Below are 24,262 nucleotides of genomic sequence, written 5' to 3' on the forward strand. Positions count from 1 at the left end.
GAATGGAAGGACTTGTCGAGTGGCGGGTAGCGTCATCCAGAAACTCTTCAGGTTGCGCCGGCGTCAGTCGAAGCTTGGTCCTTAGCAGCTTTCCGAGTTGATCTCGATGTAAGCTTGGCGGAGCCGGTGCGCATCAGATAGGCAATGCCAAGCGCAGCGGCGTTGTCGGCTTCTGTTGCGCTGCGCCGATACCGAACCGCCGCCCACAGCGAGGACGCGCGGGCTTTAAGCGCTATTCTGGGAGGCCCGCAGCATACAACGCGCTGCCAAGAACCTGCGCGAGGGCGGGCGCGCAATTTACGCCTGCAAACTGACGGCTGTAGCGGAAGCCAGGCTGGAGCTCGAGCACGCGAGCGGCGGCCGCTTTCGCTTCGTCCAATCGGCCAAGCTTGGCCAGCGCGGCAGCCAATTGCACATAAGTAATGCTGTGCGCCGAATTGGCTTGGACGGACTTGTAGGCGGCACGGCAGGCCTCTTGGTAACGGCCGCGCAGCAAATGGCTCATCGCCTGTGCATCAAACGCTGCCCAAGCCCACGAATCGAAGGGGCTTAGCCGCATGCCCTGCTCGCTCCACTCTATCGCGCGCTCCGCTTCACCACCCCATCCGAGTATCACACTGCCAAGGATGTAGGTCAGAGCCGAGGACGGGCTGATGGCGAGGGCGGCTTCCAACGCCGCGAATGCAGCGGCGCGATCATGCGCATCCATTCCGATGGAAAAGCCGGCCCATGTGAGGGCCAGCGCATCATCTTGTCCATGGACAATGGCCAAGCGGGCGTGACGGACCGAAGCGGCGCGGTTGATCTCCCGCAGACCGGCGCGAAGGAACAAGCAGTGATGGCACATGGCGGCATTGCCATGCGCCAGCGCGTAAGCCGGTTCGAGCGCGATGGCGCGGTCGAGAAGGACCAGCGCTCTGGTCACTTGCTCCGGCATCCCGGAATCGACGTCAGGCTGGGCCTGCAGCACGAGATCGTAGGCACCGAGACTGTCGGGACGCTTGCGCCTGACACGTTCAATTTCGGCCTTCCGCACGCTTGGCGCAATCGCCCCCACGGTTGACAGCGCTATCTCGTCTTGAAGCGCAAAGATGTCTTCGGAGCTGCGCTCGTAGCGCTCGGCCCAAACATGCGTGCGGGTTATGGCATCGATCAGCTGCGCGGTGACTCGCACGCTACCGCCGGCTTTGCGCACGCTGCCTTCGAGTACATAGCGAACGCCAAGCTCGCGGCCGACCTGCTTTACGTCGACGGGGTGGCCCTTGTAGGTGAAGGTCGAGTTTCGCGCGATGACGAACAGCCATTTGATGCGTGCGAGGCCCGAGATGATGTCGTCCACCATCCCATCGGCAAAGTACTCCTGCTGTGGATCGTCGCTCAAGTTCGAGAACGGCAGGACGGCGACTGAGGGCTTCTCGGGCAACCTCGGTGCCGACGCGGCGCGGGCCGCGGCAGAGGCATCGGCAACATTGGTGGCGATGGCCGGTCCGACATAACGATAGCCACGGCGCGGTAAGGTTTCGATCCAGTCCGCGACATTCGCCGCGTCGTCCAGTGTGCGGCGCAAGGCTGCGATCTGAACCGTCAAATTGTTATCGGCAACCGCCGATCCGCCCCAGCCAGCGTCGATCAGCGCGTCTTTGGATACGGGCACCCCCGCGTTTTCGATGAGCAGCCGCAGCAGCGCGACGGCACGGTGCCCAAGCATGGTCGGCTCATCTCCGTAAAAGAGAATGCCCGCCTCGGGATCGAGGCGAAACATGCCGAACTGGTGGACGTCGCCCCTGACTTTCATTGGAGTCTTTTAGCAAATTTTTGGGAACGGATTCACGACTTTCTCCCGCGGGCGGCCGATGTTGGCCAAACGCTTACTCAGAGGAGGATCGAAATGAGCGCTGAAGCCGTCATCTGCATGCCCGACGAGAAGAAGGGCGTCATGCTGCGTGGTCACCCCATGGCTTTTCTCGTCACCGATGAACATACCAGGCATACGAGCATGTTTGACTGGACGATACCGCCGGACTTCGCCACCGGGCGGCATGTTCACCGGGTACAGGAAGAGAGCTTCTACCTGCTCGAGGGCGAGTGTGAATGGCATGTCGGAGACAAGACGATCCGCGCAACGCCGGGAACCTTCCTGTTCATCCCGCCGGGAGTGCCGCACAACATCACCAATGTCAGCGAGAAGCCTGCGCGCGTGCTGATGACCTTCTCTCCGCCTGGCCACGAGCATTACTTCGAAGAGCTCGCCGAGCTCGCGGCGCAGGGTGCGCCCGATCCAAAAGCGCTGGCCGAGCTCAGAAGCCGCTATGACACCGATCAGCTCTCCACGCTGACGACACGGGCGTGACGGCGATAGCGCAAGCGGTTTCGGGAGTTAAAGACCTCTGGTCGCTCGCGCAGGTCGCCCTTGCAGCAATGTGGGGATTGATCAGTAGGTGCAGCAATGCCAGTCGCGTTTGCAGGGCCCAATGACAGGCCGCTAGGCCAACGGCGGAAAGGCCGCCGCGAGCGGTGAAATGCCTGGGTGACGTCTTGCATATTGTGGCTTGAACATGGATCAAATGCTATGAACAGGCAGGGGCGCTGCGGGGAGGTCCGATGGCGCGTCGGCGCGATCGTAGAGCGGTGATCATCCACAAGGCTGGCACAAAGGAGCGATGATGTGGCAGCGGCTCCGCGGTCACAGGTTGCTGACCACTACGCGCGAGACAGCTTGATCCGTGATGGTCTTGCCGCATTGGAAGGCCGAAAAGCACGATCGAGGACCTATCGCGGTAGACGAGCTTCACATTGGCGGCCGCGCTGCCACGGGAGAGTTGGCGGAGCAACTTGCGCTCACCCGCTGCGGATCGAGTCCTCGACGTCGCGGCGGACCCGATCCTTCTCCAAGCCGTAACGTTCCTGAATCGTGCCTTCGAGCTGATCGCGCTTGCCGGCGATGCGGTCGAGGTCGTCGTCGGTGAGTTTACCCCACTGTTCCTTGACCTTGCCTTTGACCTGTTTCCAGTTCCCTTCAACGCGGTTCCAGTCCATTGTGGCCTCCTTCCTTTGATACGAAGTCGAAACGTAGTCGGGGCAGCGAGGTTCCGGAGTCCGTCTCTCAGAAGCGTTTACGAGCTTGCGATCAGTAGCCGCCGATCTTCGCCTCAATCGGTGCAGCAGCGGGATTATCGACGCCCCCGGGCCGGCACGGGCCCCAGCCGCCTCTGTGGGCCGTAGACCAGCATGGTTGCCCGCCATGGGGAAAGGGCTCGTCGGCCTTCTTGCCGACGCTTCGACCTTCAGCCATTTGAAATAGCGATCCGCGGTAACCGAGCAGCGGCGCCCGGCACAAGCAGTTTTGAAGTGCCATTGCTCGCGATGGGCCCGCACCGGGCGCTGGATCGAAATCTGTTGGTTCGACGCGCCGGTCCCGCAGGACCACCTGGGCAGGCATCCCCCTGCGACCAGCCGACTCTCGATTCTCACGAACGCGCAAGGATCGAACCTGATCTCAGGTGGAGTGGAGTCACGGACATGCACCTGGCATAGCCATTAGATTGCGCTCAGCAATCTCGGCTCTTATTGACCTCGTGCGCCGGAAAGGTGCGCACCTGATCGAGAGACGCATTGCGAGCTTCTTGAGATGGAGATCCCAAATCGCCCGATTGAAAGAGTTGCCCCCCTCGTCTTCTAAACGGGTGATGGCTGGGGCTGGACCCGCCGCACTCTTCGAATGACCTCACGGGCGATCTCATCGGCAGAACCGGTGAAGTCGAGCGGCCCATCATACATCGCCGCGTTCATAGGCATCCCGGCCTTGATCTCGCCGGCCTCGGTGAGAACCATCGTTGCACCGCCAGCGTGGGCTATTGCGGCAAGTCCGCGCGAGCCATCACTCAGTGAACCCGACAACACAATCCCGATTGCATGGGTGTTTGCGTGAACGGCGACAGAATTGAAGAGGATGTCGACGGTCTGGCCTCGGTGAATGTGCCCGGCGCCTTCAACAAGGTCCACCTTGCTTCTGGCGGCTAATGAGAGGTGTGCGTCGGGTTGGCCGACGTAGCAAGTTCCGACGCGGAAGACGTGATCTTCATCGGCGACCCGGACCGGCATTTGTGACCTCTTACTCAAAACCTCTTTCAGATGGCTTACCTTGTCACTGGGCCTATGAAGGACCACAAGGACGATGGCCTGCAGGTCCTTGGGCAGGTTGCTAAGGAGGTCTTTGATGTCGCTGAGGCCATCTGATCCCGATGCGCCGATGGCGACGAAGAAAGGGCTACGTTCGCGCTTAGCGTGCGGGATATGCATCTGCTAGGGGTAACAGGTTCCCACCAGCTTCGCGAGGATAACCTCAAGGCAACCGCAATAGCACCACACGGCGAGGGCCGCACCGGCAGAAGGCGCGGCCCATCCGGCGTCTGACAGCCTACATGTTGCTCGCCGCGTGATGGTGCCGCTGAGCCAGTCTGTTTGGCTGGCCGGGTCTGTTGTGAACCGGCTGATCGGCGATTGTGGTCGCTTCGGCTGCATCGCTCGCTGTTTGGCACTACGCGCGAGGGACGGTAGATCCTTCCAAACCCATTGCGTTTCACCAGCATGGCGACACAGCTTCGCACTCCAGTTATAGCGGGCTGCTCCCAGATGCCCTCCGGGTGATTTGTCATACGCCTGCTGAAGTCCAAGCGCATCTAGAGTCGACAGGGTTAACCCTGCTCCTTTCTGTTGGCGCGCGGAAGTCGATCAGTCGTCCTGCTGGCTCGATAAGGAGTCGAGGTGGTGATGACGATGGATCGGGCCGGCGACTAAGACGGTGTGCCGGCAGTGGCGATGGCTTGTCGGAATTCGGCGGTGATTTTGCATCTGCATGCACCGCCGGCAAGAGCCGTTCGGCATGCCAGTCTAATCCCGATGGAACTGCATTGGCGCAATTTTGTTTCTCGTCCGCCCCGTTTGTGAGGCAGTGAAAAAAGGGAGACAGTCATGGCAACCGCCAAAAGGGCCTCAACGAAAGGCCTGAACGAACTCTTCGTCGACACTTTGAAGGACATCTATTTCGCCGAGAAGAAGATCCTGGCAACTCTTCCCAAGATGGCCAAGGCAGCGCAAAGCCCTGACCTCAAGGCAGCTTTCGAAAAGCACCGCGGCCAGACCCAGGAGCACGTCGCGCGCCTGGAGAAAATATTCGAAGCCCTAGGCAAGAAGCCCCAGGGCAAGACCTGTGCCGCCATTATGGGCATCACCGAGGAGGGCGCCGAAATCATGGACGAGTACAAGGGCTCTCAGGCTCTCGATGCTGGTCTCCTTGCGGCGGCTCAGGCAGTAGAGCACTATGAAATCTCCCGCTATGGTACGTTGCGGACCTGGGCTAGCGAGCTCGGCATGGCCGAAGCGGTTAAGCTTCTCGAGCTTACCCTTGGCGAGGAAAAGGACACCGATGAAGCCCTTACGCAGCTCGCAGTGTCAGCCGTGAACGTCGCTGCCGAGGCAGCTTAGGAACTGCGACTACGGTGTCTGTCATTCGCCGAGAGAGACTCGCGGATACCGCACCATATGGGTCGGTATCCGCGGCGGAACGCTTGGGAAGATCAAGCGCGCCCTGGTCTGACGGCATGGCCAAAACGCTTTCCGGTTTTCCCACGCAGGCGCAGACCGGGTCGCCGGAATCGGCACCAACGACGTTTCATTCTTTGAACGGCGGGAGCAGAAAGGGATATGACACAACAAGAAGCGATCATCAGCGCCTTGGGCGTCGCTGCGAGTTTCGATGCCGCCGCGGAGGCACGCCGACGCATCGACTTTCTAAGCGGGTACCTGCGTGCAGCAGGGCTCTGCACGTACGTGCTGGGCATAAGCGGCGGTGTGGATTCGCTCGCGGCGGCACTTCTGGCTCAACAGGCCGTAAGCGAACTACGGAGGGCAGGATACGACGCCAAATTCCTTGCTGTCAGGCTGCCGTATGGGACGCAGGCCGATGAGAAGGACGCTCAGCGAGCACTCGAGACCATCGGAGCTGACGAAGCGCACAGGCTCGACATCAAACCGGCGGCGGACGCAATGCTCGACTCGATCAGGTCGGCTGGCGTGGAGCTCGGCAATGCTCGTCGGGAAGATTTCTTGCTGGGCAACATAAAGGCCCGTCAGCGCATGATCGCCCAATTCACACTCGCCGCTGCCAGACGAGGGCTGGTCATTGGTACCGATCATGCGGCCGAGGCAATGATGGGCTTCTTCACCAAGTTTGGCGACGGCGCCGCCGACATCCTTCCCCTTGCCGGGCTAAACAAACGCCGGGTGCGCGCGCTGGCGGCGCATCTGGGCGCTCCGCCGCAACTCGTCAACAAGGTGCCGACCGCAGATTTGGAGAACCTCGTGCCGCTTCGTCCTGACGAAGATGCGTATGGAGTAACATATGATCAGATTGACGATTTCCTCGAAGGTAAGGAAATCGACGAAGCGGCGCGAAAGCGTATCCTTGATGCGTATTTAAGCACCGCTCACAAGCGTTCGCTTCCGGTGGCACCCGATCTCCCGCTTCGCTAGCGGCGTTTGGTCCTTGCCACCGTCGGACCGGCACCATGGCGCTGGGCGGCGTTGGGCGGCCGAGCCGCCTGAACATCAATGCATTTGCAGTCGGAGGATGATACCGCACGCTGCGGGTGCCGTTCTCTCGTTCACAATTTTCGGTAATCGGCCTCAACACGAATTGGGAAATTGACGGAACGCGCGATGTAGCAAATCTCATGAATTCGATGATGGATGGCTGCAGCCTTGTCGAGATCGATGCCGCTTTCGACCTCGATCCTGGGCCGCAATGTGACGCCCACGAAACGCCCGGCTCCGTTTGGCTCGCTCTCGCCATGGCCCACGGGTTGATCAGTATAAGAGTGGACGACAATTCCCGCGTCGCTAGCCAGATGGAGGTACCAAAGCATGTGGCAGGCCGAAACGGATGCGAGAAGGAGATCTTCGGGATTGGGTAGCGCCGGATTGCCCCCAAGCAGCGGGTCATTGGAGCACTTTATCACAGGCTTTCCGATCGTGGTTATATCCCATGTCCGGTCGTAGCCCCGATACATTCTGGTGCCGGCGCCGCGATTGCCAGTCCATCCTATGCGGCAGGTGTAGTCGTGGAATTTAGCCATTGCTATATCTCTTCTGTGTTTGGATTTTTTATTATCGGCCCTCCGGCGCCACGTCGTGCAGGCGCCTCGCGAGATCTGCAACCTGCTCTGCTGTCCACTTCGAGTGTGTTCGTCGGCTGCTCGCTGGATCGTGCTCAAGCCCGAGACAAAAGCCCGCGCGCCATTCACGCCTGGGCCGGATCGGCCTTGCTGAAAAATTTCCGCCGCAAGTCGGGCAAACGTCGTGCAGGACCGTCGAAACGCACTCTGCACAATAGGTGCACTCGTAGCTGCAGATTCGAGCCTCCGAACTGCCCGGGGGCAGATCGCGGTCGCACCATTCGCAATTGGGCCTGATCTCGAGCATGGACCATATCTCTTTCCTCGCCGTCTGGATCGCACAAGGTTCTCGTGGCATAAATGCCATTATGACCTCGCATTCTGCCAACGCGCACTGCGAACGACTGATCGCCTTTCTGGTATTCGATCGCACGAAGCTTCTCGATGTCACCGGCCCGCTGCAAGTTTTCAATGACGCCAAGCGAGCAAGCGGAGAACCCGCGTTTCGTACCATCCTTGTTTCGCAACGAGGCGGGCCGATCGAGACGGATGCGGGCGTTGCTCTCCACACCGTCAGTTTCGATCACTGCCGTGAGCTCTCGATCGACACACTCCTGATTTCAGGTGGGGCGACGGCCTTAGAGGCCGCAAAATCCCGTCCTCTTCGGGGTTGGTTGATCAGATAAGCAAAAGACGTGCGTCGGCTTGGCTCCATCTGCTTGGGAGCGTTCATTCTGGCCGAGTGCGGCCTGTTGGATGGCCGACCCGCCACGACCGATTGGGAGCGTTGCGCCGAACTTGCACAGCGATTTCCCGCGATCGACGTCAGGCCAGATCCAATTTTCGTACGATGCGGGGCCGTCTGGACATCAGCAGGGGTAAGCGCCGGCATCGACATGGCGCTGGCAATGGTTGAGGAAGATCTCGGGCATACGACAGCCTTGGCAATCGCACGGGAGTTGGTCCTGTACCTCAAACGGCCCGGCGGACAATCGCAATTCAGCACTGCGCTTCGTCAACAAATCAGAGACCGCGTCGGCCGCTTCGACCGTCTGCACGCTTGGATCAGGCAAAATCCTGGCACCGATCTGTCCGTCTCGGCACTGTCATCCTTCATGGCGATGAGCCCGCGTAACTTTGCCCGCGTCTACTCTAAGGAAAATGGACAGTCCCCAGGACGAGCCGTCGAGGCTCTACGCGTTGAGGCGGCACGAGACCGTCTGGAGACCAGCCGCCAATCTGTCCAGCAGATCGCACATGAGGTTGGGTTTGGCGACCCTGAGACTTTTCGGCGGGCTTTCATGAGATCGCTCGGGGTTGCTCCAAGCGACTACAGGAGCCGCTTTGCGCAAGCTCCTCCGGATTGGGAGTGAACCTGATAAATGGCTTAGCCGCTCAATCTGGTTCGCGACATGACGATGCTTCAAAGCAGCAGCTGGCGGTGCGAGTTGGGTGAGCGGGTCATGCGACCTCCCGCAATGTCATGGCACCCGCCCTAATTGGTCGGTCGCATGCGCTTGGCGGCACCTCCGATTGCGTTGCGGAAGGCAGCATCGAAATTTACGCCGGAAATCTCCCACTTTTTACTTTCTGTAACAAGGGGGAGGCGCCAAACCGCATGCCAGCCCGGCTCGTTGGTTTCCCAATCGAGGTGCCCGACTAAGATCGCGTCAGCTCCCAACCTGGATTTCAGTCTGGCCAGGCTCTCATCAGGTATTGCAGCGACGTTTTCCAGCGCAAGCGCCGACAGGTCGGCCTCCTTCGGAAATATGATCGGCACTGCGAAGCGCACCGAAGCATCTTCAAAGCTTGCGCGCAGGTCCGATCCGTGGACGCCATCGGCGGCGAGCACATAGCTACGCGTCATATCGGTAACCTCGATGACGAGCTCCAGCTTTGGGCGCGGCCCCAACCATGGTCTCTCACCCAGCAGCGCCATCGCATGGTCCATTCGGTTGCGGTCGAACTGGAATGTCAGATCGAAAGGGCGATCGCGTGTGCCCTGCTCGTCGTGAATTGGCCTGCCGAACATGCGGTCATGATAGGTGTAGGACCAAACCATGGCAGGCGCCCCGGTCGCCAGCGAAGCGAAGGCCGGATTGTGCACGATGTCGGGATTTCCGGTCAGCTTTTGCGCTGCCAGTGCGAAGCCCTCAGTGATGGCAGGGACGCGCGTTTCCTCGCGATCTCCGGTGACGATCACGCTTGAGCGATAAAGGACATCGTCGTTTGCGTGGGCAGTGACTGCAAACGCAAACCAGGACAAGAACGTCAACAGTGGCTTCTTCATTTGACCCGCCCTGCCCTCTTGAGTAACTGTTTATCAGGTTACGTATTGACGATGATGGAATCAACTGAATTTGTCCGGACCTACGTCTCGCCGCGCGGCCCTATGCGCATGCTGGGTGGTGCGCCCGCCCTTGACCTTGCCAACACATTGCACTGGCGCGACGGGGCAGAGATCGACTGCATACCGAGTTATCAGGATCTGTTGGTCTTTTGCATTCCGGCCCTGTTGTTGTCGGAAAATGAAGGGCGGGTCCTCGAGCGTCGTGCCGTGACTTACCCACGCGTCGCCCGCGATGTGCATCTGGAGGTGCTAACGCTACGCGCCGCCCTCAAATCCTGGCTCAATGTCTGTGCGAAAAACCTCGGCCATGACGCCGCCTCCAAACGCGTTGCCCTGCGCAGCTTTCATAAAGCGATAGCGCAGGCGGGCGGCTCGGCTGGCCTTGGCGGCATCTTGAACCTCCAATCCTCGTCGGCGAACGAAAGGCTATACCTGCCGCTGCGCCGCTCAGCAGCGGCCGCTGCCATGCTGGTGCTGTTCCCCTCAGGAAAGGATATCCGGCGATGTGAGGCTGACAATTGCGGCGGGTTTTACATCGACGACAGCCGCTCCAAACCGAGGCGCTGGTGCTCGATGGACAGTTGCGGCAACCGCGCCAAGGCGGCCCGCTACCGCTTGGCACACCGGAGATAGCGCAGAATAGAAGGGACCGGGCCGGCAGCCAGTCCGCTCAAGACCTGCCGCATCGGACATCGAATGGGACTGTGTCGGTAGTCGCAATGGTACAGATTGTTTGTGGGAGATCCGACTGTCTCTGTGGGTCGCCGCATATCCGCTGTAGTGGCTACGCGGCGAGCATTGCGTAACCAGGAGACATTGGACTCATGGGATGGACTGGATCGGGCGAAACGACCACAATCGGGGCGCTCGTGCCTCTGTCTCGCCCCGGCTGGGTTGAGGCAGGCAGGCATTTGCTCGCGGGCCTTGAGCTAGCTGTTAGCGAAATCAATAGCGCTGGCGGCGCTGGCGGCAAGGCGCTTGAGCTGCTCGTCCGAGACACTGCAGCCGATCCACAGAAGGCTGTCGCGGCAGTGGATGAACTGGCCCGTTTGGGCGTGGTAGCGATAGCGGGAGAGTATCACAGTGTCGTTGCTCGTGCGGCGGCTATCAGGGCCGACGAGCTCGGAATCCCTTTTCTCTGTTCGTCGGCGGTACTCGACAAGCTAACGGATCAACCAACCAAGTGTGTCGCACGTCTTGCCCCGCCACAGTCCCGCGGCTGGCAAACATATGCCGACTTCCTGTCGCGCGCTGGCCACGATCGGATCGCAGTTGCATCGCAGCAGAGTGTCTATTGGGCATCTGGCGTTCACATTCTGCGTGATCGCCTGCAGGCAAATGGCGCGACGTTATCGGACATCAGCATGAGCTCGCTGGACCCATCAATGTTGTGCGACCAACTCATGGATCTTCGCGCAACGGTCCTTCTTCTTCTGGTAGGCCAGCCAGAGCCAGCAATCTCAATAGTCAAGTCAGTTCGCAAGGACGGTCGCCTGTCCACTATCAAGATCGGTGCTCCAGCTGGGCAACCGGAATTCGCTGAATGGGCCGCATTGCTAGGCGAAGATAGCGCCGCGATCCCCTTCCTGCGCTACCGACCCGGACACCTCAACCCGCTAGGCTCACGCGTCGAAAAGGCGCTGCGGGAGAAGTTGCGCGAGGCGCCCTCCTTCGTTGCTCTGGAAGGGTACGACACGATCGTGGTGCTTGCTCAGGCAATACGGTCCTACGGCACTGATCGGAACAGCATTGCAGAGTCATGGCCCCACATAGAGGTTGCCGGCACTCGCGGCCACATCCAGTTCTTTCGCACACCAGCTACGACCGTTTGGCAGTGGACTGCCGCGCCGATCCAAATCGCCGAAAGAACATCGGGCAACCCGGCGCAATTCAGGCGTGTTGACGATCCCAGGTGAGGCGGGTTGGCTGGCGCAGGGTCGCGGCGGCAGCAGCGCTGTTACCATTGGCCATCCAATGGCTTGGAGCATTCTCCAGGCTATGGCCAACCGGCTCCGAGAAATCTGAACGCGATGGATTGTTCCATGCAGCCGCTTCCGCAGGGAGCCTTCGGCGTCGACCTCTTGCGCGCGGCGCGCTGCTCTCTCCCTTGGCAAGTGACCGTTTGGATCAGCCCAGAAAATAGCTTTGGTGTTCCCGAACGAAAGGAACATCAGCGCTTAGTTGAAGTTCGGGAGCCGATTGGGATCCGACTATTGGATCCCGGAAGGATGTCCAATGACCAACGATCTCTCACACAATCAGGAACGGCGAGGTACAGCTCGGATCGCGAGCTGGGCGGTCCTCGTGATCGCCCTCGTTTTTCTAGGCCTTCTCGCCTTTTTTATATTTGCGCCCTTGTCAAACGCTTCGCGGCAAGCGACACCGCTTAAGGTTGCCCCCGAGCAAAACCAAGGCGGCAACGCACCCGCTCCCACTTCGCCTGCCGCAGGCTGATAAGAAGCGCTCGCCTCGCCGCCAGACCGGCAAGCTGAAGCTGCAAACCGGGGCGATCACCTCCATACCTCTTCCAGTCCCAGCATCGCTTCGGTGGCGGGATCTTCTCGCGCGCAGCGCACATGTGGCCTAACCGACCAAACGGTGCTGATGAATGAACGCGTGTCTACGGAGGGATGGCCCTCACCAATGTTGGAACAATGCGGCAGGAACAAAGACACCCCTGCCTCGTTGCCTTCGTGAAGGGACGTCTTTCAGGCATACAGGAATAGCAAAATGAAGGTTTTGATCTTAAGCGCTTTGGCTCTTTCGCTTGCGGCTCCGGTGGTCGCTTCTGCCGCCGAAGCTGACGTGGTGGTTTCAACACATCACCGGCATCACCATGGTACCACCGTCATATACAACGACGAAGGTGGCCGTCTTCACCGCCGGCATCACGGCCAGGAAGCATTCTATGACAACGGCCGTCGCGCCTGGCGCCATCGGCATCATCGCCGTGACACCGTCGTCATCACCCGCTCGATGCATCGTCACCACCATCGGCCCGTCGTTATCCAGCAGGACGACTGATCCCTCTGCGGTCCGGCTCCATGCGTCCAACACGGGAGCCGGACCGTGTCGAATCGGAATGCGCTTGCCCATTCAGCAGGTCATTCACTTGTCGAGAGCACCTGCAAAGAGTTGAGTGTCGTGAGATGCGGGCTTCTGTTGCCCGTTGATCAAAGTGAGCGCGCGCGACCAGCACCCCGCGGCAGCACCAACAGAGCGTTTGCGCCTTCGAAATTGGCCGCAAAAGCGGGCTCAGTGAAAGGGGGTCGGCATTCGGGCAGGTGCGGACGCGGCCGGCAAGCTGGTCGGTTACCTTCAGCAAGTAGTTTGAAATGGTTGTGCTCGTCCGCGAGTGACCCCTGCACCTTACCGTTGATCGCCGACCGAGATCGGAGCGGTCCTTCCCTTCAAACGGATCTGGATGCTCCTCATGTGCGGCCAAGCTGTACTCGTAGACGGCGGCTTGCTCTTCATCGACCACACGGAACCAATGTTCCTGCAGTGCCCTTGGGGACATTCTTTGCCCGGCAGCCGCTTCGGCTGCTTTCATCGGATCGTCCTCCACGACGACGCCAGACGACACGACAGTGTCGCCGTAGATCTCTTCCACCTGGTACCTTGCCATCTTGGCCTCAGCAACCCTTCGCTTCGCGTTCGAGCGTTGGGCGGTCACTACCGTGTTGCTTGCGGACCTGCTGGGCCGTAATCCCGGCCTTCTCAGCGAGATATCGCACTTCGTAGTCTTCTTCGACCGAGACGCGGTTCCGATCCCGAGAGTCTCTCTTGCTCTTGTCGTCCGCCATCTTCGTTCCTCCACTCCTCAGGGGCAACGTTGTTCGCCTCGCTTTGTTGCACAACATGGCCGCTTCGTCTCGGCGGGCTGGGTCGGGCGGGCTGAGCTCGTGAAGGCGCTGGCCGACTAGCCGTCAATGCTCCTAGTGAGACCATCGGCAGCGTATCTCGCAACCAGAAAGGCCCTGGTGGCGTCGACGGTGACTTCGAACGGCAGAAGTTGGTGAGCCGGTAAAAAGGAACAGCGTTCCTTCCGCAGGGCCATGAAGTCCAAACCCTTTCGGCATAGCCTGAATTTGAGAGGTGTATTCTGATAACACAACCGGCGAAGTCGTGCGCACGCTGGCGATCGCTACCTATGAGCCCAACGACAGATTGCGAGGATTACGACCGCATGCCCGCATCCTGGCGCCTCCCGACTGCATGCGCAGACTTGGCCGGAGCAGACTGGCGATCTGCTCAAGCCCTTGGCCCCAAGTTCCCCTTCAGGCCGAAAGGAACTGCGGAAAAGTTCGAGGGTTTGCAGCAAGGCGGATTGCTTGAATTCGACGACCTCGCCCAGGCGGAACGCCTGCCCATGCGCGTATGAGGAGCGTACTCTTCAGATTCGGAAGTGAACGGACGGCGCTGCCACAGACGGTTACACGCACGGTCCATTTCTTCTCGCGGATGATTTCAACGGCATGCTGCTCGTGGGGAGCCATGCTCTCCTCCCAGAATGTGGAGGTGGCATCCATAGCGTTTTCGACATGTAACGTGTCGAATTCTGGAGCCGCGCCGGAGCGATTAGGCTGTTATTACCTTGAGCTGTTCGAGATGCTCTATGGCCAGCTTGTGCAGCGTTTCCGCCGTCTCTTCCGGGGTCCATCCTTGAGCGATGGAGGTAGCGACAAGGGCGTCGAAGGCCGTTTCCAAAGCGACCTCGCAATTGACAGGTCGGTCCGGGCTGGTCTCGGCTAGAATGGGTGGAGCAACTTCAGGGGCTTTTGTCATGCACAGCAATCCGCGCGGCTGAAAAAAGTTCCAGCGGGCGGCCGAGGAGTTATTCCCCAGCCTGCCAACTGAGTTGGGAAGGTGCGCGGCCGTTTATTAACTGCGCGGTAACTATGACGTACGAGCAAGCACAACGTGATGAACGAACCAGATTGGCGGTGGTTATGCCCGGCCTTCAACTGGGGACCATGTCATGCTCGCGACCGCCTTCGCCTTGCTGATCTCCTTCTCGATCAGCGTTGCCCTGCTTTCATGGGCGGCCCCTACCACCGCACAATCCATATCCACCGACCTGGAACGGGAACGGTCCATCGACGGGTGGCAACTACGTCCAACAAGGACCTCCTCAGAGACCGGGGAACCAGATATGGGCCTCCACGCGTCGGAGGGCGCGGCCCGAGCGGATCACTGCCCGTGCGGTTCTGCAACTATAAATCGCTTGCCGCGTTGAGCTGCACAACCAGCGAAGGAACGCGTGATGTGGTTCTTTACGGCCGTAGTACTGGGGTTCGTCCTGGCTGTCTCGCTCGGGTGGGCTGTCGGCGGTAGTCCGCGATGAGCCACCGGGCTAAGCAACTGCCAAGGATCGGCCGGGATTAGCAGAGAGGCAACGCTTCGAGCCTTTTTTGGCTGCCGCAGGTCCGTTCCGCGTAAGCGCGCGAAGGCAATTACGCGCTTGGTTCGTTTGATGGTTGCGGATTTGGTTGAGCAGCTTGGAAAGGGCCGTGATGACCTGAGGCAAAGCAAACGGCTTCTTGATCATGATGGTTTCTCCCTCGGCGCCCCAATGCGAGGCATTGTCCCGCCTATGTCAACCACCGGCATCGTTGCATTGTATTGCCGCACTGCCGGGCACCTCCCAAGCGGATGCCCATCACGCAGTCGGATGTCCGAGATCAGAGCGTTGGTGGTCAGCGGCGTCGGCCCGTGGAGGCTAGTCGTTCGTGGAATCGCGGAAATGCCCCAAACTCGCATTCGCAGTCTGCTGAATCCACTTGCCACGTGTCGCCGCGGGTCACATCCCCAAGGTTTGATCGGGCTCCAGATGAAGGAAAGCTGCGAGTGAGCGACGAGCAGCGTCGTGGGCAGGCTGATCCGTCGCTTGAGCGAACTGCGCCAGTGCGTGCTCCACTCCACTCACCGCCGTTTCGGTTAGCTGCATGCGATACAGGACGTGGTGGGTGAGCATTGCGAGCCTGGCGTCGCGGTACAACGCGCTGTGTTTCACACTTCCGGTATCGAAGTCTCCGATCCGCATGATGGTTCCTCCGGCATTGTCAATGACTCCAAGCAAATCTCTGGCATCGGCGTTGGTTCCGACCGCATCAAACTCGCTAGGTTTCCCTGCAGAATACGGCCGCGCGGCCGCCCTTGGTCGCGAACTCGGCGCCCACGCCAGTCCATTATGCTGCAATACGGCGCTGTTCGCGCAGCCGAGAGACCGCGCGCAGCTCGTTTGGCCGGTGTACAAGTCCGGAACCTCGTGCCTGAGGAAGCGGATGGCACTCAGTCGGTATGAACGGGCACGTTCAGACGCCGCTGCTCTTCCAAGCTTACAGCAGATAGAGGACCAAGCCAGCAACCCTCCTCGCCCCGCCTTAATTGGATGCCGGCGGAACTCGACGCAAGCGACAATCTTGGGGGGCCGTGTAGCTGTTTCCACAAAAGTGAGAAAATATTTGCAAGTCCCAGAGATCGCGAAGAGCCTGGTTGCCACTCCCGCGTCGAAGCGCGCCCTCATGCCGAGATCACGCCTCGAGCACAACTTTCCGGCGCCTTTCCGGCCGGAACTGGGAGGCGCTCACCCGACTTTGTGTGCCCTCGAGACGTTCCCTCCAAGATGCAGAAAAGCCCGCTGGCCCGAGCCAGCGGGCTTTCACATGGGAAGCCGGGGTCGCGATCCTCCCCACACAGCCACGCCTGATCCGTTTGCCGTGTGACCATGGTCATGCCTCCTGTCGGCGCGCGGCGGACCGGCGGGCTGCCTTGGCCGGCGCGGTCGAGGCACTGCGTTGAACGTTGGACTGGATCCACTGGTCGAAGAAGTCTGTGTCTCGGGTGCTCATCCGAACCAACCGAACGTAAGGCTGACCATCGCCACCGCAACCAGGACCGAGATTGGTACCGCCGCGAGCAGGGCCGCTTCTAAAATTCGTGTTTCTTTATCCCTGAACACTAGGCGCGCCTTATGAAACTCGTGAAGCTAACAAGTCGTAAGCCTCTGATTCGGTTCCCCTTGGTGACACCGGCGTCCATTTGCGGCGGACGCGGGCCGACCAAGGTTATGGCGAAACTTGACCAGCAGCCGAAACCAGCAGCCGAGCCTCAATCAGCAAACGCAAATGGTCCCAAAAGAGGCAGACCCGCCACCGGGCTAATGGCGACGGGTCTTGTAGTGAAGGCCGGTTCAGGGGACTTGTAACCGGCGATAGCTGCAACTGTCGGGCCGCTAGGCGCCTCCGATGAGGGCAAGTTCCGGCATCGCGCCTGCCCCTTTGGACCTGCACGAGGATGCTGTCCGGTATCGGTTCGGGAGGCTCGGCCTTTTCCGTGGCTGTCTGACAGATGTGAATCTCGATCGCTCCGCACCGCACAATTCCAAAAGCCCGCCGGCGAGTGCAACCAATCTCGGGCTGAACAGTTTGCAAGGCCTTATCACCATCAAGAGGGTTGGCCTTGAGCGCTTTCCTGCCTGTGCAGATTAAATTTATGAGCCTCCAAACGGCGAGGGCCGTCTCGTCCGTTGCCGAAGCCAGAGCGGCAATGGATGGCGAATGGAAGAACAAGAAGTTGCATTCCTATCGACAGGCACTCCGTTTGCTGGATGAGGCCCAGGCAGGAACTTGCCGGCAATCCGTCGCGTTCGAAGCCTTTGTCAAAGCCGCAAGAGATCAGGACATGATTGTTTCGGATCAGCCGAGTAAGGGCCTCAAGCGCCTAGACGCGCTGGCACGCTCCATCTATGCCCAGGATCGCCAGGTTTGATCGACAAGCGCACCGCGCGTCCCTTCGACCTGGAAGCTCGCGCCCCTCGGCAGAAAAGCGCGGACCGACCAGGTTTGGCCTTGGCAAGCGGCGCGAAGGAGCGTCGGAGTGCGCTGTGTTGGCCCAAACTTGCAATTTGATCAGGCTATTCCCGCACAGCAAAAAAGCCCGCCGGTGTGACCCAGCGGGCAGGTCACTTGGGAAGGCCGCTGGAGTAAGGCGGCCATGTCACGAACCTTTGTCGCTGACACATGTTCCGCAGGCGATCAAAAAGCCCGCGACCAGTGAGGCAGCGGGCGGGTGATAACGATATACCCTTTTCAGTTAGCCGGTCGGCCCTGTGACCGTGATCGACGAAGAGGTCCGGTGGCTATCCGTGGACTGTTGTCAGGGTGAAGGCCGCAAGGCGTACCTGGCGGGCCTGGAAGAGGCGAGCGGCAGCATGGATGTGAAGCCGTTTGCGGCGTTTCTGGCCGAGCGGGTTAACGAATAGGCCCGCTTCAAGAGGTTAGGCACTCGCGGCCGATGAAGGTGATCTGCCGTCGCGTGAACGATCTTGCCTGCACAGCGAATTCAGGTGAACCTCGTGACGGCCTCGACCCAGAAGTCCCTCCCGAGCCGGCGTAGCGTTGCAGTGCGGACAGGGAAAGTCAGGTCCTTCGTGACCAGACGATCGGACGAAACAATTCGTATCGTCGCGGGATAAATTGGTCCAGCAAGTCGGATTTCAGGGAAAATGTCCTGGCCTCCTAGTGCATTCGAATGCTTCACGAGTGCCTAAGGGAGCGCATAACCTCTTAGCCGGCGAGAGGACGCGGCCCCCCGCTCATCTCTCTGGCTAGGCTCGGCGTCTTTCAGGCAACTCTCCTTCAGGGCGCCGAGCCGACAAAACTCTGCTCGCCAAGGCCGCAGCCAATCGGGATCGATCGCCCTCGGGACATTCTAGCTCGAATGTTCGATCGGTAGTCGAAGCATCCTAGGTCGGCCACCACCGAACCAAACACGGGGTCCAGCTGATTGGCCAAGAAATTCTACCGACGCACAGTGTCGCAAGCCCGCAGACAGGCGAGACGCCTGCAGGCAATTTTGCACGATACCATTTTTCGCAACGCGGAAGCTCGGATTGTACGCACAGGCATCGAGTGGCCTGAACTTGGCCGCGCTCCCGCTTTCAGCGGGTCGAAGATGAAGGCTGTGGAGGGTGAATTGGCGCGCGTTTCGCTCAGGACCTGGTTTTGCGCATTTGACGCGTGCGAGAGTGGTTGAGGCTGCCTCTGGTAATGGAGCATCAGGGGAGAGCGGGAACAAACGGCGAGCCTTTGAGTTCGGCGGCGATGGCGCTATATTATTTCGACTTCGACGACAACGGAACGATATCCCCTGACGGTGAGGGAACAGAATGCCGACCTGCCCGTGGTCAAATATGAAGCGATCAAAGCTTTGGCGGAGATGACCAAAGACGCGCTTCCAGACGGTGATCACCACAAATTGGCGATTGTCGTAAGAGATGAGGGCGGCGATCTGGCCCTTAGAGCAAGCATCGTTTTCCATGTCGAGGAAGAGCGGGACTCGTTTTCGTCGCGATCCTCCCCAGACAGCCACGCCTAATCCCGACGCCCCCTGCTGCGGGGGCAGCAGGCGAGTTCGTCACGGTGCGAGATGCGCATTGTGCCAAATGGACGCGAAAAATTCCGCATGCATGAAGGCACCTCGTCGTGCGGAATCTTGGGGTCGTGACGGTTCGGTTTTCCTGACGCGCGGCTGATCTCCGGCCTGCTCGCAAGGTCTGTATCTCTCACGCAACGCGCAACTGCCTTGCCGTGGTGAAGTCATACCCTTCGCTCGCGGGTCTCTGCAGAGGGCAAGATCAGCTGTGGTTGAGGGGGCCGCTATCTCACATGGATACTGAATCGCCCCAGGCCGCGCACCCGAATCCTGCCAAAATATTGGCCCGCGCCTTCCTGAGGAGTCGCGGGCCGACCAAGATTGGGTCTTTGGTCAGCGGCGGATTCGGAGTGGGAATCGGCCGCCGTGGCTCAATTCGCTCTGGTCCGGAAAGTTCCCCAGCTGCCCTGTCACGATCATGGCCCCGAGAGGTCGTGGCCACCGACTGACGGGCGTGCAGATTTGCTCAGAACGCGTCTCTCGTAAGTGTTCTTCACGGGCTCCCGGGGGGGTGTCCTCAATGCGGAGAGAACTGCGGCGGGTGGGCGGGTTGGCCAGAGCCGCAAAAAAGCCCGCTGCCGGTAAGTCAGACGGGCAGTTCACATGGGAAGGACCGCCCGGGAGCAGGCGGGCCGGCACCCGAACCTCGGTCTCTCGCAGATGTTCCAGCCCGCCAGGCCGGGCGGGACCCGCCAGGCAACTCTGCAGTCGGCCGACGGGGCCAACTATGACTGGCGGAGTAGGTCCCACCGTAGAAACAGAAATGAACCGCATGCGATGTCGTCGCGAATGCCCGGCCGAGCAAACGGCAGGTCACATGAGGACCGCGGCGAGTATTAGTGAGCGATACGAAGTTGATACCGGCCACACGCGTCCAAAGTAGAGAGCGGCCGGTCAAGGGCTCACCCGTTGCGGTCCCGCTCTCACCGGTGCGGGCGATCCTCAGCGATAACGTTGTAGAGAACGCAGCACGCCAACAACGAGACGACACCGCCTAGGAAATCATTCCCCGTCAGACCAGAAAAATAGACGAATTCAAAGGCTGACACGGTCGTCCTCTCAATTGGAAAGATCCACAAGGTAGAACCGTCAGCAAGCTCTGATGTTCCGCTCCCGTGTGGCACTTCTGGACGTTCTCGACGCCGAGACGGCATGCCCCGTGTCAACCGTTTTCGCCTTGCTTCGACCGAAGCCGGAACCATCACCGGCGCGGCGAAACCGTGTTGGTATCCGCCGGACGCCGAGCCTTTCCCGGCGCAGTGTCCAAGCGGGATGATCGCCCCGTTAAGGCAGGTTCACCGGACTTCTGGTCGCCAAGGACAGAGTTCCGCGTCGTCAATATCGTCCTGTCTCAGACGTCAGAAGCTGCCTGTGGAGGGCCTCTGCCTTGGCGAGATAAACGCCCAGCGCCTTGCGCGAGCCGTGCGAAAGCGTCGTGGGAATTTCTTGAGGACACAGGCCATGCAGCAGTTGTGTACCTGATGAGCAGCAAGCCGCCACTTTGTGGGCTTGTTGGGGAAAGCTCTGTGAGCCACAAAAAGAGGATGTCAGTGTGTGAAAGTCGAGAGCGGCCAGTCCGTTCCAGGCATTGCTGCTCGATCGGAGGGCTCTCTGCACCGGCGATGCAAAGCAAATGCCATGCGGATCGATTGCTTGCAGGCAATTTATGCTGCACTGCAGCAACCAACCTGGAGACGCGGCGTTCCGTTTATTCGATCCGCTCTGGATCGACGCGAAAGGATACCGACATGAGAAGTCTCGCCGATACCGTTGCACGCTTGGCTGCGCGGCGAAAACAGATCGACGGCGTCTTGAATGGTCCCGACGAAAACGACCGCTTTTCCGAACTTCAGGCGTTCGGGTCAAATCCCGGAAACCTGCGGGGCTGGACATACCGCCCCAAGGACCTTGCGGCGAAGGCCCCTCTGGTGGTTGTCCTCCATGGCTGTACGCAGTCGGCTGCATCCTATGACAGCGGCGCCGGCTGGTCGAGGACGGCGGATCGCAAGGGCTTTGCCGTCCTCTTTCCAGAACAGCAGCGCAGCAACAATGCCAATCTTTGTTTCAACTGGTTTGTCCCCGACGACACACGGCGGGGCTCCGGCGAGGCGCTTTCGATCCGCCAAATGATAGAGGCCGTGGGCGCCGCTCACGACATCGACCGCACCAGGATCTTTATCACCGGACTTTCCGCCGGCGGGGCAATGGCTGCCGCCATGTTGGCGACTTACCCGGAAGTCTTCGCCGGCGGGGCCATCATAGCCGGTCTACCCTATGGCAGCGCCAGTAGCCTGCCGCAGGCTTTCGACCGCATGCGAGGCCACGGCGGCCCCACTGCCAAGCGGTTGGCGAGGGCCGTCCAGCAAGCTTCCGGTCACGACGGACCATGGCCGAAACTCTCCGTCTGGCATGGAAGCGCCGACACAACAGTCAGTCCGGTCAACTCCGATCAGCTCGTCGGGCAGTGGCTTGCATTGCGCGGTCAAAGTAGAGTGCAACCCGAGACGCAGGTGCATCAGGGCTACCGCCGCGAGGTCTGGAAGAACGCTGCCAATGAGGAAGTCATCGAATCGTACTGGATCGCAGGCATGGCGCACGGGACCCCCGTGGACTCTGCGGACGGATTGAGTCACGGCGGATCCTTTATGATCGACACCGGCATATCGTCCACCTCGCTCATCTCCCGGTTCTGGGGATTTGAAGAAGCGGGCTCTCAGGTCCCATCGCCAGATGTGCGTTTACCGGCAAAATCTGTTGGGCGCTCCCTCTTGGTGGTCGCACACCCACCCTTCGAGCCGCGCAGCGGTCTGACGGCTGGGCCCGGTCCGCTTATCGAAAGCGCCCTTCGCGCTGCCGGCTTGATGAAATAGTTCATGGCCAGACTTTTTGATGAACCTTCGTCTAGCGGGGGCCGGCCTGCGATGCAGCTATGGAAAATGGGAGTGCCAGATCAACGAGCGTCTCAGGCACCCTTGGCTGTCGAAACGGCAGCTGCTCCCGGGATGCTTATGCTGATTTTCAAACCGTCCGATGTCCAATCCCGCAGGATCTCACCCTGAAGCTGCTTCTGGACAATCGCATTGACCATGGTCGTCCCGAAGCCGGGCGCCCCTGGCGGAGATCCAGCTTTACATCTCCCGCGTTCCTCCCACCGCAGGTTAAAGCCGCCATGGTGGCCCGTCCCATGCCAGCTGACCTCCAACCGCCCCGTATCCTGGGCGAGAGCTCCATGGGTGGCGGCGTTGACGATCAATTCATGGGCCACGAGAGCCAGTGGTTGAACGACCACCGCCGGGATCAGTACTTCAGGACCGCTCATTGCCGTCCTGCCAGACGCAAACTGGGCGACTTGCCTGGAGACGATTTCGTCCAGCGGCACATCGCGCCAGCCGCGCTCGGCCAATAAAGCGTGTGCGACTGCCAGAGCGTGGATCCGTCGTTGAACGGCCGCGGCATAGAGCGATGCATTGTCTGCCTTGCTCAGCCGAACGATACCATCGACAACCGCTAGAACGTTCTTTGCGCGATGATCGACCTCCATGAGGAGGCGGTGCTCCGCCGCCTCCAGGCTCTGGATCATGCGATGTTTCGTAACGTCGATCTGCGACGCGAAGTAGTAAAGGAGGGCGCCTTCATCGTCCTTGATGGGGCTCAGATGGAGCTGGTTCCAGAACGGCGAACCATCCTTGCGGAAGTTCAGTATCTCTACATTGGTCTCGCGTTCACGCTCTATCGCCGCTCGAATTTCAGCAACGGCCGCGGGTGATGTTCCCTCCCCTTGTAGGAAGCGGCAATTTCGCCCCAGGACTTCATCGGATGTATAGCCGGTCAGATCCAGGAAGGCCCGGTTGGCGAGCACAATGGGATTGTCGGGCTGCCGGGCATCGGTGATGACGATGGGCATGCGCGTGCGCTCGAACGCCGCCGATGCCAGCTCCTTGCGATCCGCCCATGCGGTGGTGGCTGCTGCGGCCGGCGCGTCGCCATGGAGGGCTGACGATGATTTGGCGTTCTCAGGCACTCTTTGCTCATTTGAGAGAGGTCAGCGATAACGCCCGACTTCCTACAAGGTTTCCAATGTGATGTTTCGAACCGGACTGTAAAGCCGCGCAATCGGTTCTTCGAATTACTTGAGGCGAGGCAGCCGGGGCCTATGGGCCAGCTGAAATGTGCAACCTACCGGAGACCAACATCGCCGGCGTGTGCCAAGAGGGTACCTATGTTGGTCGCCCCAAAGGCGCGCGCGCAAAGTGCGAACAGATGAGCGCCAACGCACAGTACAGCCGGCGCAGGACGCTCATCAGGGCGTTCCCACTCAATCGATGGGCCATTCCGTTCGCCACTTCCCATCGACGCCTTGAACCAATACCTCTGCATCGTAGCCAGTGGCCGAGGCACTGCTGGCTGCCTTGACAGCCGCACGCACGGCCTCCGAATGCGCTGAATAGGGATAGTCCTTACCGTCAAACCGGACCAGCCATTGGTCACCGGTCTTTGAAATGAAATACCTGACATGCCCCATGGCCCGCCCCCCGATGATCGCTTAGAAATCACGATGTTCACTGGCTTGCAACAAGCTCGCAAGATGACGGTATAGTTCCCAGGCAGCCGAACGGCGCGGCGTTCGAACTGGCCAACCAGTTCTCATTTTATCGCCGTGACCCTGCCCGCCATGTCCAGTCGACAATCGACGTCGGCCTGCCGAACCTCGACGCCCCCTTGCCTTGCATAATCTATTTGAACCTTGATTGGTGCCGTGAGTGTACCCCCACGTCGACGCAACAATCCTGCGCTTAACGCCCTGACGCGGACGGCGCCAAGCGGTGTGGCGGCGGACGTGATCGCGGAGCGGCAGGCTTGCACAACAGCAGCTGGTATACCGGGCTTCGCTCTCAGGGGTCTCTGAGGCTTGACAGGATAGCCGTCGGTGAAGCCGCCGTCAGCAGATATGGAAGGCTTAAGAATTGGTGGCAAGGCAATCGATTGCTTACCACTCCTGGCGGACGCAGCGGCGGTGGGACCAGCCGTTCCTTTGGGTGTGGTGGCTGGACTGCCGCTAGCGGGAGGCGACCCGTCGTCGACCGCCGAATCGTCGCCTGAACCAATACTGGTCGAAACGCCTGCGCCTGCGTTGCGGACACTGCCGCTGGCACCAACGCCAACGCCGACTGCTCCCTTGGCCGCGCCAACCGAAGCTCCGACATGTGATCCCCCTGCATCGCCGACGCTCGCTCCCACCCCGACCGTTGCGCCTTGCGAACCCGCGTTTACTCCGGCGCCGACTCCGATTCCGCCGACGCTG

At 60.2% G+C, this 24,262-nt stretch carries 24 protein-coding genes; 12 read left to right on the top strand and 12 right to left on the bottom strand.

What is annotated here, in order from left to right:
• Window positions 1-232: 232 nt before the first annotated feature.
• Window positions 233-1,795, bottom strand: a complete 1,563-nt coding sequence (locus LB555_RS01645) for a winged helix-turn-helix domain-containing tetratricopeptide repeat protein (RefSeq protein WP_140877371.1) — start codon at window positions 1,793-1,795, stop codon at window positions 233-235.
• Between the two features lie 93 nt (window positions 1,796-1,888).
• Here LB555_RS01645 and LB555_RS01650 point away from each other — a divergent pair, with 93 nt between their 5' ends.
• Complete coding sequence (locus tag LB555_RS01650; protein ID WP_140877369.1) at window positions 1,889-2,350, top strand: cupin domain-containing protein; 462 nt, start codon at window positions 1,889-1,891, stop codon at window positions 2,348-2,350.
• A gap of 488 nt (window positions 2,351-2,838) precedes the next feature.
• Here LB555_RS01650 and LB555_RS01655 read toward each other — a convergent pair whose 3' ends face one another.
• Window positions 2,839-3,036: a CsbD family protein gene (locus LB555_RS01655; protein ID WP_140877367.1), complete on the bottom strand. Its 198-nt coding sequence runs from the start codon at window positions 3,034-3,036 to the stop codon at window positions 2,839-2,841.
• 639 nt (window positions 3,037-3,675) lie between these two features.
• Window positions 3,676-4,299, bottom strand: a complete 624-nt coding sequence (locus tag LB555_RS01660; protein ID WP_140877365.1) for a chemotaxis protein CheB — start codon at window positions 4,297-4,299, stop codon at window positions 3,676-3,678.
• Between the two features lie 672 nt (window positions 4,300-4,971).
• On the opposite strand from LB555_RS01660, the gene LB555_RS01665 reads away from it, so the two are divergent.
• Both LB555_RS01665 and nadE read left to right on the top strand, forming a co-directional pair.
• Window positions 4,972-5,484, top strand: a complete 513-nt coding sequence (locus LB555_RS01665; RefSeq protein ID WP_140877059.1) for a ferritin-like domain-containing protein — start codon at window positions 4,972-4,974, stop codon at window positions 5,482-5,484.
• A gap of 219 nt (window positions 5,485-5,703) precedes the next feature.
• Complete coding sequence (nadE, locus tag LB555_RS01670; RefSeq protein WP_140877363.1) at window positions 5,704-6,531, top strand: ammonia-dependent NAD(+) synthetase; 828 nt, start codon at window positions 5,704-5,706, stop codon at window positions 6,529-6,531.
• Window positions 6,532-6,662: 131 nt separating this feature from the next.
• On the opposite strand, the gene LB555_RS01675 is transcribed toward nadE, so the two are convergent.
• Window positions 6,663-7,133: an OsmC family protein gene (locus tag LB555_RS01675; protein ID WP_140877361.1), complete on the bottom strand. Its 471-nt coding sequence runs from the start codon at window positions 7,131-7,133 to the stop codon at window positions 6,663-6,665.
• A gap of 31 nt (window positions 7,134-7,164) precedes the next feature.
• Window positions 7,165-7,479, bottom strand: coding sequence for a DUF1272 domain-containing protein (locus LB555_RS01680; protein ID WP_140877359.1), 315 nt, complete (start codon window positions 7,477-7,479; stop codon window positions 7,165-7,167).
• Here LB555_RS01680 and LB555_RS01685 point away from each other — a divergent pair.
• Window positions 7,478-7,858 (top strand): hypothetical protein, encoded by a 381-nt coding sequence (locus LB555_RS01685; protein WP_224682180.1) that lies wholly within the window; start codon window positions 7,478-7,480, stop codon window positions 7,856-7,858. The two genes, LB555_RS01680 and LB555_RS01685, sit on opposite strands and share 2 nt — an antisense overlap.
• A gap of 9 nt (window positions 7,859-7,867) precedes the next feature.
• On the top strand, window positions 7,868-8,545 hold the full coding sequence (locus LB555_RS01690) for a GlxA family transcriptional regulator (protein ID WP_224682181.1): 678 nt from the start codon (window positions 7,868-7,870) through the stop codon (window positions 8,543-8,545).
• Window positions 8,546-8,667: 122 nt separating this feature from the next.
• On the opposite strand, the gene LB555_RS01695 is transcribed toward LB555_RS01690, so the two are convergent.
• Window positions 8,668-9,462: a DUF2066 domain-containing protein gene (locus LB555_RS01695; RefSeq protein ID WP_140877357.1), complete on the bottom strand. Its 795-nt coding sequence runs from the start codon at window positions 9,460-9,462 to the stop codon at window positions 8,668-8,670.
• A gap of 51 nt (window positions 9,463-9,513) precedes the next feature.
• Here LB555_RS01695 and LB555_RS01700 point away from each other — a divergent pair, with 51 nt between their 5' ends.
• The 3 genes from LB555_RS01700 (at window position 9,514) to LB555_RS01710 (ending at window position 12,546) form a co-directional block, all read left to right on the top strand.
• On the top strand, window positions 9,514-10,155 hold the full coding sequence (locus tag LB555_RS01700; RefSeq protein ID WP_224682243.1) for a CGNR zinc finger domain-containing protein: 642 nt from the start codon (window positions 9,514-9,516) through the stop codon (window positions 10,153-10,155).
• 191 nt (window positions 10,156-10,346) lie between these two features.
• A complete protein-coding gene (locus LB555_RS01705; RefSeq protein WP_140877355.1) occupies window positions 10,347-11,438 on the top strand; it encodes an ABC transporter substrate-binding protein in 1,092 nt (363 codons plus the stop codon).
• An 814-nt stretch (window positions 11,439-12,252) separates the two neighbouring features.
• Window positions 12,253-12,546, top strand: a complete 294-nt coding sequence (locus LB555_RS01710; protein WP_140877351.1) for a hypothetical protein — start codon at window positions 12,253-12,255, stop codon at window positions 12,544-12,546.
• 611 nt (window positions 12,547-13,157) lie between these two features.
• Here LB555_RS01710 and LB555_RS01715 read toward each other — a convergent pair.
• The 4 genes from LB555_RS01715 to LB555_RS01730 form a co-directional block, all read right to left on the bottom strand.
• The gene (locus LB555_RS01715; RefSeq protein WP_140877349.1) at window positions 13,158-13,328 is read right to left on the bottom strand and encodes a DUF3606 domain-containing protein; all 171 of its coding nucleotides are present in this window, start codon (window positions 13,326-13,328) and stop codon (window positions 13,158-13,160) included.
• Between the two features lie 775 nt (window positions 13,329-14,103).
• Entirely contained in the window at window positions 14,104-14,310 is a 207-nt protein-coding gene (locus LB555_RS01720; RefSeq protein ID WP_140877347.1) for a hypothetical protein, read from the bottom strand.
• A gap of 568 nt (window positions 14,311-14,878) precedes the next feature.
• Window positions 14,879-15,073: a hypothetical protein gene (locus LB555_RS01725; protein WP_140877345.1), complete on the bottom strand. Its 195-nt coding sequence runs from the start codon at window positions 15,071-15,073 to the stop codon at window positions 14,879-14,881.
• Window positions 15,074-15,325: 252 nt separating this feature from the next.
• Window positions 15,326-15,568: a hypothetical protein gene (locus LB555_RS01730; RefSeq protein WP_140877343.1), complete on the bottom strand. Its 243-nt coding sequence runs from the start codon at window positions 15,566-15,568 to the stop codon at window positions 15,326-15,328.
• Window positions 15,569-16,986: 1,418 nt separating this feature from the next.
• Here LB555_RS01730 and LB555_RS01735 point away from each other — a divergent pair.
• The 4 genes from LB555_RS01735 (at window position 16,987) to LB555_RS01745 (ending at window position 21,830) form a co-directional block, all read left to right on the top strand.
• Complete coding sequence (locus LB555_RS01735; protein WP_140877341.1) at window positions 16,987-17,295, top strand: DUF982 domain-containing protein; 309 nt, start codon at window positions 16,987-16,989, stop codon at window positions 17,293-17,295.
• A gap of 340 nt (window positions 17,296-17,635) precedes the next feature.
• On the top strand, window positions 17,636-17,788 hold the full coding sequence (locus LB555_RS01740) for a hypothetical protein (RefSeq protein ID WP_181174072.1): 153 nt from the start codon (window positions 17,636-17,638) through the stop codon (window positions 17,786-17,788).
• A 920-nt stretch (window positions 17,789-18,708) separates the two neighbouring features.
• Window positions 18,709-18,903, top strand: coding sequence for a DUF6894 family protein (locus tag LB555_RS29455; RefSeq protein WP_411970745.1), 195 nt, complete (start codon window positions 18,709-18,711; stop codon window positions 18,901-18,903).
• A 1,805-nt stretch (window positions 18,904-20,708) separates the two neighbouring features.
• Window positions 20,709-21,830, top strand: a complete 1,122-nt coding sequence (locus tag LB555_RS01745; RefSeq protein ID WP_140877337.1) for an alpha/beta hydrolase family esterase — start codon at window positions 20,709-20,711, stop codon at window positions 21,828-21,830.
• A 92-nt stretch (window positions 21,831-21,922) separates the two neighbouring features.
• Here LB555_RS01745 and LB555_RS01750 read toward each other — a convergent pair whose 3' ends face one another.
• Together LB555_RS01750 and LB555_RS29460 are read right to left on the bottom strand one after the other, a co-directional pair.
• Window positions 21,923-22,981 carry a PAS domain-containing protein gene (locus LB555_RS01750; RefSeq protein ID WP_140877335.1) on the bottom strand — a complete coding sequence of 353 codons (1,059 nt, stop codon included), beginning with the start codon at window positions 22,979-22,981 and terminating at the stop codon, window positions 21,923-21,925.
• 294 nt (window positions 22,982-23,275) lie between these two features.
• Window positions 23,276-23,482 carry a DUF2188 domain-containing protein gene (locus LB555_RS29460; protein ID WP_140877333.1) on the bottom strand — a complete coding sequence of 69 codons (207 nt, stop codon included), beginning with the start codon at window positions 23,480-23,482 and terminating at the stop codon, window positions 23,276-23,278.
• Between the last annotated feature and the right edge of the window lie 780 nt (window positions 23,483-24,262).

It is taken from the genome of Mesorhizobium sp. BR-1-1-10 (assembly GCF_020165595.1).
GTDB classification, from domain to species: domain Bacteria; phylum Pseudomonadota; class Alphaproteobacteria; order Rhizobiales; family Rhizobiaceae; genus Mesorhizobium; species Mesorhizobium australicum.